The organism is Martinezella sp. CNPSo 3732 (genome assembly GCF_057784515.1).
This window is the reverse complement of the sequence record NZ_JBXSOO010000009.1, coordinates 103,686-119,226: the sequence shown is the minus strand read 5'-3', so window position 1 is coordinate 119,226 and position 15,541 is coordinate 103,686. Positions and strand designations below refer to the sequence as shown.

At 58.2% G+C, this 15,541-nt stretch carries 12 protein-coding genes; 7 read left to right on the top strand and 5 right to left on the bottom strand.

Translation table 11 applies throughout. The annotated features are described in order from the left end of the window. Positions 1–37: 37 nt before the first annotated feature. The gene (locus AC13RM_RS17045) at positions 38–1,330 is read right to left on the bottom strand and encodes a TadE/TadG family type IV pilus assembly protein (RefSeq protein ID WP_440480224.1); all 1,293 of its coding nucleotides are present in this window, start codon (positions 1,328–1,330) and stop codon (positions 38–40) included. A 477-nt stretch (positions 1,331–1,807) separates the two neighbouring features. On the opposite strand from AC13RM_RS17045, the gene AC13RM_RS17040 reads away from it, so the two are divergent. Further along, a complete protein-coding gene (locus AC13RM_RS17040) occupies positions 1,808–3,886 on the top strand; it encodes a putative bifunctional diguanylate cyclase/phosphodiesterase (protein ID WP_374820435.1) in 2,079 nt (692 codons plus the stop codon). Positions 3,887–3,989: 103 nt separating this feature from the next. On the opposite strand, the gene AC13RM_RS17035 is transcribed toward AC13RM_RS17040, so the two are convergent. Continuing rightward, positions 3,990–6,461 carry a glycoside hydrolase family 3 C-terminal domain-containing protein gene (locus tag AC13RM_RS17035; protein ID WP_440480190.1) on the bottom strand — a complete coding sequence of 824 codons (2,472 nt, stop codon included), beginning with the start codon at positions 6,459–6,461 and terminating at the stop codon, positions 3,990–3,992. A gap of 326 nt (positions 6,462–6,787) precedes the next feature. Between AC13RM_RS17035 and AC13RM_RS17030 the strand changes: the two genes are divergently transcribed. Further along, on the top strand, positions 6,788–7,462 hold the full coding sequence (locus AC13RM_RS17030) for a transglutaminase-like cysteine peptidase (RefSeq protein WP_440480189.1): 675 nt from the start codon (positions 6,788–6,790) through the stop codon (positions 7,460–7,462). Here AC13RM_RS17030 and AC13RM_RS17025 read toward each other — a convergent pair. Beyond that, positions 7,450–7,785, bottom strand: a complete 336-nt coding sequence (locus AC13RM_RS17025) for a hypothetical protein (protein ID WP_440480188.1) — start codon at positions 7,783–7,785, stop codon at positions 7,450–7,452. The genes AC13RM_RS17030 and AC13RM_RS17025 overlap by 13 nt on opposite strands. A gap of 200 nt (positions 7,786–7,985) precedes the next feature. Here AC13RM_RS17025 and AC13RM_RS17020 point away from each other — a divergent pair, with 200 nt between their 5' ends. After that, positions 7,986–8,963, top strand: a complete 978-nt coding sequence (locus tag AC13RM_RS17020) for a DUF1402 family protein (protein WP_374820427.1) — start codon at positions 7,986–7,988, stop codon at positions 8,961–8,963. A 36-nt stretch (positions 8,964–8,999) separates the two neighbouring features. Here the strand turns inward: AC13RM_RS17020 and AC13RM_RS17015 are convergent, their stop codons facing one another. Continuing rightward, a complete protein-coding gene (locus AC13RM_RS17015; RefSeq protein WP_374820425.1) occupies positions 9,000–9,617 on the bottom strand; it encodes a glycosyltransferase family 29 protein in 618 nt (205 codons plus the stop codon). Between the two features lie 256 nt (positions 9,618–9,873). On the opposite strand from AC13RM_RS17015, the gene AC13RM_RS17010 reads away from it, so the two are divergent. Continuing rightward, positions 9,874–10,266 carry a hypothetical protein gene (locus AC13RM_RS17010; RefSeq protein ID WP_374820423.1) on the top strand — a complete coding sequence of 131 codons (393 nt, stop codon included), beginning with the start codon at positions 9,874–9,876 and terminating at the stop codon, positions 10,264–10,266. Between the two features lie 16 nt (positions 10,267–10,282). Here AC13RM_RS17010 and AC13RM_RS17005 read toward each other — a convergent pair whose 3' ends face one another. Further along, a complete protein-coding gene (locus AC13RM_RS17005) occupies positions 10,283–11,410 on the bottom strand; it encodes an ROK family protein (protein WP_374820422.1) in 1,128 nt (375 codons plus the stop codon). 238 nt (positions 11,411–11,648) lie between these two features. Here AC13RM_RS17005 and AC13RM_RS17000 point away from each other — a divergent pair, with 238 nt between their 5' ends. From AC13RM_RS17000 to AC13RM_RS16990, 3 genes are all read left to right on the top strand, one after another. Then, the gene (locus AC13RM_RS17000; RefSeq protein WP_374820420.1) at positions 11,649–12,521 is read left to right on the top strand and encodes a glycerophosphodiester phosphodiesterase family protein; all 873 of its coding nucleotides are present in this window, start codon (positions 11,649–11,651) and stop codon (positions 12,519–12,521) included. 411 nt (positions 12,522–12,932) lie between these two features. After that, complete coding sequence (locus AC13RM_RS16995; RefSeq protein WP_374820418.1) at positions 12,933–14,417, top strand: lipopolysaccharide biosynthesis protein; 1,485 nt, start codon at positions 12,933–12,935, stop codon at positions 14,415–14,417. Between the two features lie 59 nt (positions 14,418–14,476). Continuing rightward, on the top strand, positions 14,477–15,490 hold the full coding sequence (locus tag AC13RM_RS16990) for a polysaccharide pyruvyl transferase family protein (protein ID WP_374820416.1): 1,014 nt from the start codon (positions 14,477–14,479) through the stop codon (positions 15,488–15,490). The last annotated feature ends 51 nt before the right edge of the window (positions 15,491–15,541 follow it).

Genomic DNA, 15,541 nt, shown 5'->3' with positions numbered 1-15,541 from the left:
TCGGCCTTCATTGCCCAGACAATTCAATGCTTGGCTGTCAGCTTGTAATGCGCGGCGTACGAATGACCTTGAGGAACAAGGCGTTCATTGCGTCGGTGATGCCTTGTGTCGGGCTCACCTCGAAATAGAGGCCAGGTGAGGCGCAAGTCTGCAAATTGGTGCCGATTTGCGATTGGAACGGTGCGATCCATTGGTTGTACCAGCCATTTGTCGGCAGGGGAAAATAGGTCGTATAGAGGATTGCGATCTTGATGTTCTGGTTTTTCAACGGCTGACAGAAGGTAGTGTCGAGCGGCTCCTGACAGCGCCCGCCGGTGGTCGGCTTGGTACAAGTGGTGGGCTTGTTGCTGTCGCCGACGCCGTCAGTGACAAGGAAGAGAACCTTCTGACGATCGGAGCTGGTTTTTCCGCTGCCGCCGTTGCCGATGATCGGCGCGAGCTGCGTCAGCATCGTATCGAAACTCGTATCCTGGTCGTTGTTATAGCCTTGTTTGGGAACAGCCATCAGGTCTACCGCACTGGTGGCTTTGCTAACCTGCGTCATATCGGATAAGAGCGGCGATACGTTGGTCAAGCCAATATGGTCGGCGTCGGGACCGAAGGTATAGACGGCCATTCTGTATTGATCAGGTGTTACTCGGTTGTGCACGGCAGTATCGGTCAGCGACTGCGTTGCCTGGCGGACGACGTCGATACGCGTATTGATCTTCAGTACATTCTTCGCAAGATTGTAATAGTCGTTCGTTGAATTTTGAATATGGCATGCAAAGGCGCAGCTATCGGGCGTCTTCGACACCATCGTTTTGATATCGTCCAAGGTCGCGACAATACCCATGGAAGGTGTATTGTCCAGCAGCATATAGAAATCCATGAAATTCGCCGTCTGATACTGCGCGGATGCCGAACCGCTGACGGGGATGGATGTTTTTCCGATAACCTGGCTCAGCGTCGTCGGCACGTTCGTGGAAAAATTGACCGTCGATGAGACGATATTTCCCGTGCGCGTTACCGCCGCGCTGACGCTGACCGGTATGTTCTGGAGATCGCTCGACGCCTGGCCGAGAAAAAGCTTGTTGGCATCGCTTTGACCGATATTGATGGTGCCGTCGCTCGTCATGGCCATGGCAGCCGCAACCGCCGGAGATGAATCTGCGATTGCACCGACCGCAGCCGCATCGGCGGCGTTTTGCAATTCCGTTCTGACGAGCATCGCATTGGTGACATCGAGCGCCAAGCCTCCCACCGCGATCAACGGAACGGCAATCAATGCCGTGGTGATCCCGAAATTGCCCGATCGGTCCAGAAACAGCCGTCCCGCGATCGTGCGCACGACATCGAGCGACTTTGGCGAAATTGTAAATCTCTTCACAAGCAAGCTCTCTACATTTAAAGTTGCAGCATCAAAACATTCGTCAAACGAAAGTATTATCACTTTCAAATATACTTATGTATATTATATTCAATAAATATTGAGATTCTCATAAGAGAGGGTTTCCCATTTATACTTACAATATTCAGGAGAAATTTACCAAGAATTCGTAATATATCCGTGGACAATGCAATCACTGGGTGGAAATCGAAGGCGATGAATTCTCGCATCCACAAACGAGAAAGACGCGCACAATCAGATACTTCACAAAGAAGACACCTAGCCGGCACGAAGCCGGCGGTTGCAGAAATTGCAATTTCGCGCAAAGTATCTTTACTTGATTTTCAGTGTTTACCTGTGAAAGCAGCAGCCATCGATGTCGGGTTCAGCTGCCCATGTTAAGCATGGCGCCCTGATAGCTATAGTTGGGATCTTTGCGTGCGCGTTCTTTCCTGCATCTTCACGGAACACAATCTGTGGCTCGTTCTTCTCGCAGCGTTCGTCTGCGTCAGCGGCGGATGGATCACCCTGAACCTGCTCCGACGAGCCGAAAAAACGCGCGACTTTCAACGTGGCGGCTGGATCTTCCTGACCGCCGTGGCTGCCGGTTCGTCGATCTGGTGCACGCATTTCATTGCCATGCTGGCCTATGAGGTCGGCGCGCCGGTCACCTTCGATCCCATCCTGACGATGGCCTCCTTTCTTTTGGCCGCCATCGGCTGTGCCGGCGGTTTTGCGACCGCCTTGTCGCGCCTGCCGCGCATCGCACCGGAATTCGGCGGAGCCGTCGTCGGCCTTGCCATCAGCACCATGCACTATACCGGTATGCTGGCTTACCACGTCGATGGCATCGTTGAATGGAATCAGGGTTATGTTGTCGGCTCCATCGCCCTTTCCGTGATTTTTGCAGCGCTTGCCCTCAATCAGGCGGTACGCCGGCCTTGGCAGTTCTCCCCGGCCGCCGGACTCGCTCTCTTCGTCATCGCTGTGGTCTCGCTTCACTTTACAGCAATGACGGCCGTATCGGTCACGCCGCTTGCAACTGGCGCTGCGATCGCGGACACCTATGCACTGAAGGCCATGGCGGTTGCCGTTGCCGGCGGCGGATTGCTTATTATCGGTACAGGCGTGGCAAGCTACATGATCGACGAGCGCGCCTCGCGCGAATCCATCGAGAAGCTTCAGCATATGGCCCTCAACGACCTGCTGACGGGCCTGCCCAACCGCAGCAGTTTCGCCGACCATCTGCAGCGCGAGATGGGACATGCCAAGGAAGACGGCGTAAAGCTTGCAGTCATCGGTATCGACCTCGATCGCTTCAAGGAAATCAACGACCTGCGAGGACATAAGGCCGGCGACCAGGCACTGAAGGCGATCGGACGCCGCCTGCTGCGCCTCGTCAGGGACGGCGAGTTCGTCGCCCGTGTCGGTGGTGACGAGTTCGCGGCCGCTAAGCGCTTTCGCGAACAAAGCGAGCTGCTGGATTTCGTAGCCCGGCTGGAGAAAGTCCTGTTTGAGCCCATCCGGATCGACGATTTCGAGACGGTGACAGGCGCCAGCATCGGTGTCGCCGTCTACCCCGACGATGGCGTCGACCAGGAGCGTCTCGTCAGCAATGCCGATCTCGCGATGTATCGCGCCAAAGCCGATATTGGCCGCGCCGTCTGCTTTTATGAATCCAAGATGGATGAAGCGGCCCGTGCCCGCCATACGCTCGCGCAGGACCTGCGCCGCGCTGTCGAGCTGGACCAGCTCGACCTGCACTATCAGGTGCAGACCTCCGTTCGCACCGGGCAGATCTGCGGCTACGAAGTCCTCGTCCGCTGGCATCATCCCGAGCGTGGCTCGGTGCCCCCTTCGGAATTCATCCCCATTGCCGAAGAAAGCGGTACGATCCTTGTCATCGGCGAATGGGTATTGCGCACCGCCTGCAAGGAGGCGGCATCATGGGACCAACCCTACAAGATCGCCGTCAACCTTTCGCCCGTACAGTTCGCTCACGCCGACCTTGCCAAGCTCGTCCACACGATCCTTCTCGAAACCGGCCTGTCGCCGTCGAGATTGGAGCTGGAAATTACCGAATCCACCATCATTGCGGACAAGAGCCGAACACTGCATGTGCTGCGGCAAATCCGGGCTCTTGGCGTGACCGTTGCCATCGACGATTTCGGAACAGGATATTCGTCGCTCGATACGCTCCGCTCCTTCCCCTTCGACAAGATCAAGCTCGATCGCTCGTTCATGAGCGAAGTGGATCACAGCATTCAGGCAAAGGCGATCGTTCGCGCCGTGCTCACGCTCGGCAAGAGCCTGGATATCCCTGTGCTCGCGGAAGGCGTCGAGACCAACCATCAGCTCGAAATCCTCCGGGTCGAGGGCTGCGACGAGGCGCAGGGCTTCTTCCTCGGCCGGCCGAAGCCCGTCGGGCAAATCTTTCAAGTAGAAGCATCGGCAGAGGACGACGAGGCATCGGCTTTTTCCGGCCGGCTTCCGCCCCATCGCATGCGCCGTCGCTAGGAAATTCCACCCCGCGTCGAGGCGATATCTACGGCAATTGTGGGCGCAGACCTGCGCCCTCCTTTTTTATGCTCGATTTCGTCAGCTGCTGCCGTTCGCAATATCAGATCGAACGATCCGAAACCTCGCCGATCCATTCGCTTGCAAGCTCGACCGTCACAGCTGAGCGGATATCGAGGGCGTTGGCGGCCACGAGAAACTCATAGCGACCGGCGATGGCTCGAAATGCTCCGATCCGCTCGTCGAAATAGCTCAGATCGCGCGGACGAACGACAAGCGAGGCGATGCCTTTTTCACCCGGCATCAGCCGAAGCTTGGCAAAGGCGCGCAACTCCTTGTCCGGCCGCTCGATAGTGGAAGCAAGCGCCCGCACGTAAAGCTGCACGAGTTCGGAACCGGTTCTATCGCCGGTATTGGTGACCTCGACCGTTACGGTGACACCCTCCGCGCCCATCCTTGTTGCCGAAGCCTGCGCCTCGCCCCAAGAAAATCGCGTATAGCCAAGACCGAAGCCGAAGGGAAACAAGGGCTCGATATCGCGCGTGTCGTGATGGCGATATCCGACGAAAACGCCCTCGGCGTAGCGCACATGCCCGTCCTTGCCAGGATAGACGGATGCGTCGCCAACGATTGCGGAATTATCCGACAGGTGTTTCGGAAAGGTCTGCGGCAGGCGCCCGCCGGGCTCGACATCGCCGCAGAGCACATCGGCAACGGCGTGGCCGAGTTCCTGGCCGGGATACCACATCTGCAACACGGCCCGCACCTTGTCGAGCCACGGCATCTCGATGGGGCCACCGGTCTGCAGCACGACAATCGTATTGGCATTGGCGGCCGCCACCCGGTCGATCAATTCCTCTTGCCGGCCCGGCAGACGCATGTCGGGCAGATCAAGGCCTTCCGTATCCCATTCGCCCTCGCGGCCTACAAAGAGCAGAACGACATCCGCATTCCTTGCCTTCTCAACGGCATCCAGCATGGCCTCTTCACCGAGCGGCTTCTCCACGCCGAAGCGTACCGCCGTCAGATTGATCCCCTCCTCGGTCGTCGCGGAAGAGCAATACTCCACCACCACCTTGTAGCTCTGTCCGGCTTCCAGATGGATGCTTTGCCGCTGCTCGGCATTGGCCGTGCCGAAATAATTGTCTCCTCGAGCCCAGCCGTCATAGCCATTCACGACGAGCTTGCCGTCGACAAAGAGCCTGGCAAGGCCTGCATTCGTCATGCCGAATACATGCTCGCCGCTCTCCGTCGGCATATAGGAGGCTGTCATGCGGGCGGAGAACTCATTGGGATCGAGTTCCGAAGATGGCAGGTCGAACCAGAAGAATTCGCCCTTGCTTGCCGTTTCGGTGGCGATCACCGGTCCTGCAAGCTTGCGGCCTTTAAAATAGTCCACCTGCATCTCGCCGGCGAAGACGCTGATCAGGCGATTGTTGCGGCAGCCGACGGCATGGTGAATGCTGTTGGCATTCGACAGTGCCTGCCGGATGCCTTCCAAGGGGCTGACCCTGTAGTGGGCGGCGATCTGGGCGCTGCCGCCGCCCATGACCCGGGCTTCGGCGGCATTCGGCCCGATAACAGCCACATGCCCAAGGCCTGCCTTCTGCAGCGGCAGAATGCCGTCATTCTTCAAGAGCACGGAACCCTCGGCTCCGAGCTTGCGGATCAGCGCGCGATCCTCAGGCAGATCAAGCGCGTGTTCGCTCAAATCGGGCGTCTTCTCGAAGGCGCCGACCCGCTCAAGCAATGTCAGAATGCGGCGGGCGGCTTCGCGCACCGTTTCCGGCTTGACCTCGCCATTGTGCACCGCCGCCACCAGCTTTTCGCCACGATCGCGCGTCGGACCGGGCATTTCGAGATCGAGCCCGGCATTGATGGTCGCCGCCGTCGAATGCGAACCGAACCAGTCCGACATGACGATGCCGTCGAAACCCCACTCCTGTCGCAAGACTTTGGTCAGCAGCCAAGGATGCTCGCTCGTATAGGTGCCGTTCAGCCTGTTATAGGAGGACATGACGGCCATGACGCCGGCCTTCTTCACGGCCTGCTCGAACGGCGGCAGATAGATTTCGCGAAGAGCACGCTCGTCGATATCCGACGACATCGTCTGGCGCTCGATCTCGGATTCGTTGCCTGCAAAATGCTTGATCGTGGCGGCAATACCCTGGCTTTGCACACCCTGGATATAGGCAACGGCAAGCGCGGCCGTCAGTGTCGGATCTTCCGAATAGCATTCGAAATTGCGGCCATTCAGGCCGGAGCGGTGAATGTTGACCGTCGGCGCCAACAGCACCGAGGCGCCCTTGCTCTTGGCCTGGCCGGCGAGTGCCACGCCCATTCGTTCGACAAGGGCCGGATTCCATGTCGCACCAAGCGCGATCGCGACGGGAAAACAGGCCGCATTGACGCCGGCAACCAGCGAGCCGGCACCACGGGCTCCGTTCGGCCCATCCGTGATCTTGATCTTCGGGACACCAAGGCGCTCGACCGGCACCGTGGTCCAGAAATCAGCGCCGGACAGCAGCGAAGCCTGTTCTTCAAGCGTCATCCGGTCGAGAATATCGTCGATCATAAAGGCCTCCCGAGCAATTCCGTGGCTGTTCCATCGTCCATCCGCGATGGAGATTCGCATTTAAGACAAACAAATCATAAACACGCCAGATGTTCTTCCGATAGTGGGATATGTGAATGAAATTCCATATCTTTTTTGCCGACATTCCGGTCGTACCCGCTATGGGCACGCTTCGTAACCGATCAGAAATCATAAGTTCGGCACAGGAATGGACGTCCTCGATTGCCGTACCGGTCAAAAGCGCCGGTTCGATAAAATGCGAATAATCTTTTTCCGAATAAATTTGACCGCGTCGGATTTCATGAGCCCAACTCATGGAGCCGAGTATGCGTTCACTTCTCGTCGCTGCAAGCTTTCTCTTCGTCGCCGGCCTGCTGTTTTCGACAGCGACAACGGCAAAACCCGTGGCCAATACCGCCGCGGCACACGCACATCAGTTTGCGCGTGAGGTGACGGAAGCGAGCGTGCCCGTCGGCTGGACGAGCTTCTGTAAGGCGCAGCCAGCCGAATGCGTGGCCGGCCAAAAGAGCGTGGAGTTCGCGGATCTCGATCATGACCGCTGGGAGCAGCTGCAGCAGATCAACAGTCTCGTCAATCATGAGATCGAGGGTGTCGGCGACAACGATCATTACGGCATCTACAAGCTCGGCATCATCAACTGGTGGACCTATCCCGATGACGGTGCCGGCAACTGCAATGACTATGTTCTCTTAAAGAAGAAATTGCTCGTCGAAGCAGGTTGGCCACGATCTGCTCTGCTGCTGACAGTCGTCCTCGACACCCATAACGAGGGACATCTTGTCCTGATGGCGCGCACGAATGACGGCGACCTCATCCTAGACAATCTCACCGATGCAGTTAAAAACTGGAGCGGAACGGGCTACACTTTCATCAAGCGTCAAACGGCCGATAATCCGAACGATTGGGTTCGGCTGGAATCCGGTCGCACACCCGAAGAGCTTGCCATGATCAGCAAGGCACTGGCGTCTCACTCGCAGTGATTGGCGGCCCAATAGCTGTCGACCAGACCTTTGCCGTCCTGGTCCAGGATGGCAAAATTGCCGGGAATGACGACGAAGAAGCGTTCTCCGCCTTCCGCGCCGGCGCCGTCAGTTATGGTTCCCGTATCGACACGGCCGCAAACGACGAAGCCCGGCATTCGTTCGCTTGGCTTGGCTGCCAGAATATGGATGGCTGAGGGCGGCACCTCTATGCGCCGCGCGACCGCCGCCTTGGCCAGCGCCGGAACATCCGCCATCGTCGGCAAGGCTTCGCCGGGGGCCGCTGCAAGCAAGATGCTCCCTGCGATCACGAGATGTTGCATCGACATCCTTTCGAAAGCCCGGACCACGGAACGCAACCCTGGACGGCCACATCCCCTATGCCTCTACAGCCGAGAGCTGCTTTGATCGAAGTTTATTGTGATTCGTGAGACGGAAGAAGCTTGCGCTCTTGCCTTCGGATAGCGATCGCGTATCAAGATCGTCCCGCGCAGGGGAATATTTTTGGAAAGCCACTTTGCGAATGCGAACACGCCTGTCGATACTCCCGGCACTCGGTCTTCTTTTTATCTTTGCATTGACGAACGCGGTTTCTGCGCGTGAGCTCGTGCGCGTGCCGCCAGGCAATCGCAACAGCGTTCAGCCGCCCATACCCAATACCTCGGTACTGCGGGCTAAGGCCTTCAACACCACCTACGACGAGAAATATCAGAAGATCATCGGCGTGCTTCGCGACGATAAGGAGCTGATGGCCTCGATCAGGAAGGCCGGGCAGACCTATCAGATCGACCCCATCCACATCGTTGGCGCCCTTGTCGGCGAACACACCTACAACATCACGATCGTCAACAGGGTGAAGTCCTACTACGTCAAGGCGCTCGCCTATTCGCAGTCCGATTTCAAGTTCGCCTACAAGGACGTGACGGTCCAGGCCTTCCTGAAGAAGCCGGAATTCGCCCATTGCAATGCCTTCACCGGCAGCGCCGAATTGTGGGAATGCCGTGACGAGACCTGGGACAAGAATTTCCGAGGCAAGGTCGTCGACGGCGTCGCTTACGAAAACATGACGTTCCAGCGCGCCTTCTTCCAGCCTTTCTTTGCCGGCCAGACCTTCGGCCTTGGACAGATCAGCCCTTTGACCGCCCTTGAAGTCACCGATCTCGTCCATGCGACCAGCGGCCTGCCGAAGCTGTCCGTCGACGATCCGCAGGCGATCTATCGCGACATCATGGACCCCGATCGCAGCGTGATCTATATCGCCGCCATCGTAAAGGATGCCATCGACGCCTATCGTGCGGAAGGCTTCGACATCACCGACAATCCCGGCCTGACCGCGACGCTTTACAATGTCGGCCAACCGCGCCGCCGTGCGGCTGCCTTGCGGCAAGCGGCGGATGCTTCGGGCAGTAAGAAACTGCCGGAAGAAAATTATTATGGCTGGCTGGTCAACGACAAATTGCCGGAGCTTCGTGGGCTGCTCGGCAGCGACAATAGCCAGTAAGCCGCCAGACTTTATCCATGAAGAACACCGGTTTGATCAGGCGATCAGGCTGACGCGATCATTGGCAATCTTGTTTTCGACCCAGCTGCGCTCGCTCTGCCAATCATGCCGCTTCCACCCTTCCCAGCTGAAGCCGCATAGCTTGATGTCCCATTCGGACGCGGGAAACCTTGCGAGGACATAACGGATGCCAAGGAAGCCGGTGCTGGGAAAGACCTTGTGCATGTGACGCCCGGAAATGCGGAGCTCGCCGCAGCCATCCATATAGGTCTGCGGTGGCATGATGCGGATCTCCTTGCCGGCCCTGCCCAGCAACTCGATTGCCTGCATCGTCCAGTCAGCCTTTCGACCCTGCAGACGCTGGAAGATGTTGGGTCGGGGGTGATATTTGCGGATGATATCGGGGTGATAGGCCAGCATGAAGACCTTTGCGGCCTTGAGCGCGGCGTTATCCATGAAACTTGGATCCAAAAGCCGCCGATACAAGATCTTGCTCGAGGCGGCCAGCATGATCATGTCAGTGCGCTCGCCGCTCATGCCTCCGGAAAGGACCGGCTCATTGAAACGCATGACGAATTGCGCCTCGTCCACGATACCGGCGATATCGCGTTCCAGCTTTCCGTTGCCGACAATGATTGCAGTTTTACGCGCCAATACGGTCGTCCAGAAAATATGGGCCGTGCATTAGCAAGCGGTTCTGACAAAGCACTGAACCGTGGATGATGCGGAACTGAAATCCGTCGACCAACCGTTTCCGTGCTCTGGGCGAATTTGATCCGTTTGCCAACAGGCGTATTTGGCGGCATCTGCACAGGGGAACGACAATGAGAGAAGCTTTGCTGGCAGACCACGTCATGTCGCCATAGACTATCGCCTCTCAAGGCCGAGAAGCGGATCGAATGGACAGTCTATGAAGCAATTGGATCGCATGAACTCGACGTCGAACGATTGGGAAGCTGACCCATGGGATGCCCCCGACGAGGTGGCGGACTTACAGTTGGCTGGATTTCAGAAGAGAGCTGCAAAGACGATTATCTGGGCTTCCATATTCAATGCCGACCATTCGGTATTCGGCATTGAAGCAAGCGACCTTCGCAGCTTAGATGCCGAATTTTATGCGACGTGCGACGGTGAGGACATGCTTTTGATGCGGCTGATTTGGCACGGTTTCCCCGATCCCCCGGAATGGCGGCTGGCGACGCGACCAAGCAACAGAGATGATCTCTCCTGGGCCTCGTGGGGTTATTTTACCGACTTGCCGGAAAGCTGGCAAATACCGGTGTCATCCGGTAATCCCGCATGACAGGCGCTCGGCACGCTCACAAGAAATACCGGAACTTCAACGGCAGCAGAGCCGCGCCGATCGCGCTGGCGTCACCTTTGGTTTCGCTGAGAACCAGCCGCGGTCCCGGCGGTGCGGCGCCATAACGGTGCGGACGCTGCGACGGTAGGCGGGCGCGCGCGATCATCATTCGTCCAAGCTCGGGCGGCAACTGGCCACCGAAGACAATGGCTTGCGGATCGATCACCCCGGCAAGCGCGGCGATCAGACGGTCGAGCATCGGCATGGTCTCGGAAAGCCAGCTCTCGACGCCGGGCCAGGAAGGGTCGAAATTCTGTTTCAGTTCCTCGATGGAGCCTATCTCGACGCCCCTCTCCCGCAATGTGGCGATGAGATATTGCAAAGCTGGCCGGCGCAGCATTTCGTCCGGATCGTAGATGACGCTGAATTCCCCAGCATTGCCGTGGAAGCCCAAATAAGGCCTTCCCTCCAGAACAAGACCGCCGCCAAATCCATAATTGAAGGACAGGTATGCGAAGGTCTTGCACCAGCGCCCCACACCGCGCAGGCTCTCACCGATTGCGCCCGTCGTTGCGTTGTTTTCCAACCAGGCCGGCAATGCGAACACTTGCTCGAGCTCCGGCTGCAGATCGACTAAAGACCAGTCGCGCAGCGGCTCCGGAGCATTGAAGCGACGATCATCGCCGACAAAGAAGCCCGACATGGCAAAGCCAAGTCCGATGAGATTTGCACGCGATATTTCACGGCGCGCCAGGATCGACCCCAGTTTCTCGGCAAGGATTGCCAGCGTTGCCTTGCGATCGGCGGGCACGCCCCCCAACACCTCCTGATCGACGACGTCGCAGCCGAAATCGGCGAGCGACAGCGTCACGGCATCGGTATTGACGGAAATACCGACCGAATAGACCGCCTGCCGTTCCAATTCGATCGTCGGGCTCGGCTGCCCGCGTGCGCCCTTGAACGGCGCACCGGCGCGAAGCAAGCCGCGAGCCATTAGCGCCTCGACGAGACGATGCACGGATTGCTGCGTCAAATTGGTATAGGCAGTAATGGTCGCGCGCGGGATCGGCTCGCAGCTGCGGACAATATCGAGAATGAGGCGCTCGTTCTCGCTTGCCAGTGGGGATTTTTCCAGCGCTGCCATGACTGCAATCCCGATACTATGATTCCGACCTAGCCGCTCGCCTGTCCGGGCACAATCCGAATCCCCACCTACTCGCGGCTGCTCGTCATAAATATTACACTTTATGTGTATTAATAGCCATAGCAGCGATCGGCGCCAATACACCGCGTCGGCCATAGCCATTGGTGTTCACATTCGACATCAAACCTCGCATCCGCTCATTCCGCCTGAAAACCGACAGCTCACGAAAGCTTTTCTCATGCATAGCCAGACCGCCATCTCGCCCTCAACCCGCAATGCCGATATTTACGACCTCCTCTCCCGGTCCAATCCAAACATTCTGACGATTGCCCATCGTGGGCTTTGGTCGGCAGCTCCCGAAAATTCATTGGCGGCAATCCGTGCGGCAGCCGAGCTTGGCGTGGAATTCGTCGAAATCGACACACAGGCGACTGCCGACGGCCATCTCGTCGTCATTCACGACAAGACGCTGGACCGCACCACCTCCGCCGGGGGTGTCGTCGGAGCGAGCAGCTTTGCCACAATCCGCGCGGCCCGACTGCGCACCGGCGCCGGCGGAGAGATGGCAGCATTGACGGATGAACGCGTTCCCACGCTCGAAGAAGCGCTGGAGGAGGCGCGCGGACGCGTCTTCGTCAATATCGACACGAAATTCCCCCGCGAACTGCCGCAGGTTATCGCTGCAGTGCGGCGGCTGGGTGCTGAGGATCACGTCATCATCAAGTCGGATGTCGAGCCGCAAAGCGGCCGTTTCCCGGTGCTGGACGCCGATTGGTTCGGCTCGATCCCGCATATGCCGATGTTTCCTGTCCGGCCCGGAAAATTCATCGAAGACCTCAGAATGATCGAACCGCTCAAGGCGCCGATGGTCGAAGTGAAATTTACCGACATTGCCGATCTTGCCGCCGGGCGCGAGGAACTGGAGCGTCAAAATATCCGGCTCTGGATCAATACGCTCGATGTCTCCTACAATCTCGACTTCAACGATAGCCGGGCGCTTAGCGACCCTGAAGGCGTATGGGGAGCACTCGTTGACGCCGGCGTCGGCGCCATCCAGACAGACACGAATGTCGAATTCAAGCAGTGGCTCGCGACCAGAAGCGGCAAATAAAGCCCCTTCGGCTTAACGCGCAGACAAGAAGCCCGGGCGGTTTCTCATCGCCCGGGCTTTTGCGTCCTCCGGCGCTGTGAGCAATCTAAAGCGAAGCCTTCGTGCCTGCAGAGAGGGGGCGTTTCTCAGCATCAACCTTACCAATTTTGGTCCTATGAAGGGCAAATGCTGCACCGCAAAGAAAATGATGCGAAAATGAACTAAAACTGACGTGAAAATGAATTGGAAATGTTGACTTAAGGATTCGCTGAACTAGTTCCCGCTCATACGCCGGGGTCCGCCCCATCCATAGCGACCATATGATCCTGTATAATCCTGTGCAGCCATTCCAGCGGTTAAGACGCTGTTATGGCAAGGAATATTCGTGCGGTTAAGAGGTCGCCTCATAGCGCAGTGGGACTTCAGTATCGCATGAGCAGCATCACGGGACGGCTCGTCAAGGGAAGCATGTGGTTAAGCCTGTCTCGAACCATCGTGAACGGGCTTGCAACCCTCAGCACCTTCGTACTGGCCCGCTATCTGGCGCCCGCCGACTTCGGCGTGGTTGCTTTGGGCATGACGATCCTCATGATCGTCACGACTGTTACCGAGCTTTCCCTTTCCGAGGCGCTGATCCGCCACGATGCACCGGATGAATCCCATTTCAGTGCTGCCTGGACGCTGAATGCCGCACGCGGGCTGGCGATCTGCATCCTGTTTGCGATCTTTGCCTATCCGGCGGCCGCCCTGTTCAATGAGCCGAGGCTGACGGGTGTCATGTTCGCTCTTGGAATCAGCATGCTGATGGGCGGCCTTACAAATCCGCGGCGCATCATGCTGCAGCGCGATCTGATCTTCTGGCAGGAGTTCGTGCTCGCCGTTTCGCAGAAGTTCGCGGGCTTCGTCGCCTCGGTTGCGATCGCCGTCATCTATCAAAGCTATTGGGCACTAATCGTCGGCACGCTGATCAGCCAGGCGACGAATGTCATCGTCTCCTATCTTGTGCTGCCGTTCCGGCCCAGGATCACTTTCCAGCATATGCGGGAGTTCTTCTCCTTCTCCGCCTGGCTGACCGCAGGCCAGATCGTCAGCACGCTCAACTGGCGCTTCGACTATCTGCTTGTCGGCAAGATGCTTGGCGGCATCCAGCTCGGCTATTATTCGGTCGGCAGCAACCTCGCCATGATGCCGACGCGGGAGGCGACCGCGCCCCTTACCCAGACCATCTATCCGGCTTTTGCTGGCATTCACAACGATCCAGGCAGGCTCGCTGCCGCTTATCAGCGCGTGCAGGCGCTGGTTGCCGCCGTCGCCCTTCCAGCCGGCATCGGGGTTGCCGTGACCGCCGATCCGTTGGTGAGGCTCGCGCTCGGCGACAAATGGGCGCCTGTCATCTTCATCATCCAGTCGCTGGCCTCCGTCTTTGCACTCCAGACACTGGGCTCGCTGGTGCAGCCGCTCGGCATGGCGAAGGGCGAGACGCGTGTGCTCTTCGTCCGGGACACGCAGATGTTCTGCCTGCGCGTGCCGATCATGATCGGTGGTCTGATCCTCTACGGACTTCCAGGCGTCATCGCCGGCCGGGTATTCACCGGCCTATTCAGCACGGCCGTCAACATGATGCTCGTGCGGCGCTTCACCGGCATCAGCGTCGCCAAGCAATTGACGGTGAACCTTCGGGCACTTGCAAGCGTCGCCGTGATGGCAGCAGGCGTGTCGCTCGCCTCGAGCCATCTTGCCTACACGGACGACAAGCTCGTGCTCGTGACGCACCTCGCCATCCTGATCCTGCTTGGCGGCCTGCTCTATTGCGGTTCGACGCTCCTGCTGTGGACGTTGATGAGGCGGCCGGCCGGCCCGGAAACGGAGGTTCGAAACATACTCGGCAAAGTGCTGCCGAGACTTCTTCCTGCCTGAAAACGCGCGGCCGATGTCGGCCGGAGACTGACCTGTCATCTAAACGGGGGAATGGGGAAATGACGTTACAATCAAATCAACAGCTGATCGCGAAACTGGACAACATGATCCACGATTGCCTGAAGGATTACATCAGCAAAGATGAGCCGCTGGCGATCCTCGATTTTCCTGACATCCGCAATTGCGGTGACTCAGCCATTTGGCTCGGCGAAATGGCCTATCTCAACCGGCGATATGGCAAGCGGCCGACCTATGTCTCGCGAATCGATGACTTCTCGCCCGAGCAACTCGAGCGCACCATGCCGACCGGCCCGATCTTCATTCATGGCGGCGGCAATTTCGGCGACATCTGGGATGCGCATCAGGACTTTCGCGAACGGGTTCTGGAACGATTCCCCAATCGGCAGGTGATCCAGTTCCCGCAATCCATCCATTACAAGTCCCAAGCACGGATCGAGGAAAGCGCCCGCGTCATCGGACGCCATAAGCATTTCGTATTGCTGGTGCGCGACGAAGAATCGAAAGAGTTTGCCCATAAGCACTTCGATTGCGAGGTGCGCCTTTGCCCGGACATGGCCTTCAGCATCGGTCCGATCCGGCCGGATGAACCGGAGTTTGACGTCCTTGCCATGTTGAGATCGGATCTCGAGAAGGTCGGAGATGCCAACCTTTCGGCCTATCCTGATATTCCGAAAGAGGATTGGACGACCGAATCCGCCAAGCGTGTACGCATCTCCAAGGCGTTTGGTGCGGCAACGGCTTTGCTCGCCCTCAAGCCGGCCGAGATACGGCTGCGCAAACTCGACGCTGCCGCGCATAACCGGTTGCGGCGCGGCATCCGCCAGATCTCCCGCGGGCGCGCGATCGTCACAGACCGGCTGCATGTCCACATCTGCTCGATCCTGCTTGGACGCCCGCATGCCGTGCTGGACAATAGCTACGGCAAGATACGTCGGTTCATGGCGGCATTTTCCGGTGGCACCGATCTCGCCTACCGCGCGACCTCGCTCGAAGACGGTATCGCCTGGGCGCGCCACCAGGCGGCCACGCAATCACTGGCACCAGCTGCCTGACAGGCTGTGACAAGGCAACTCGCCTATCGCGATCCACAATCTCCTCACCGG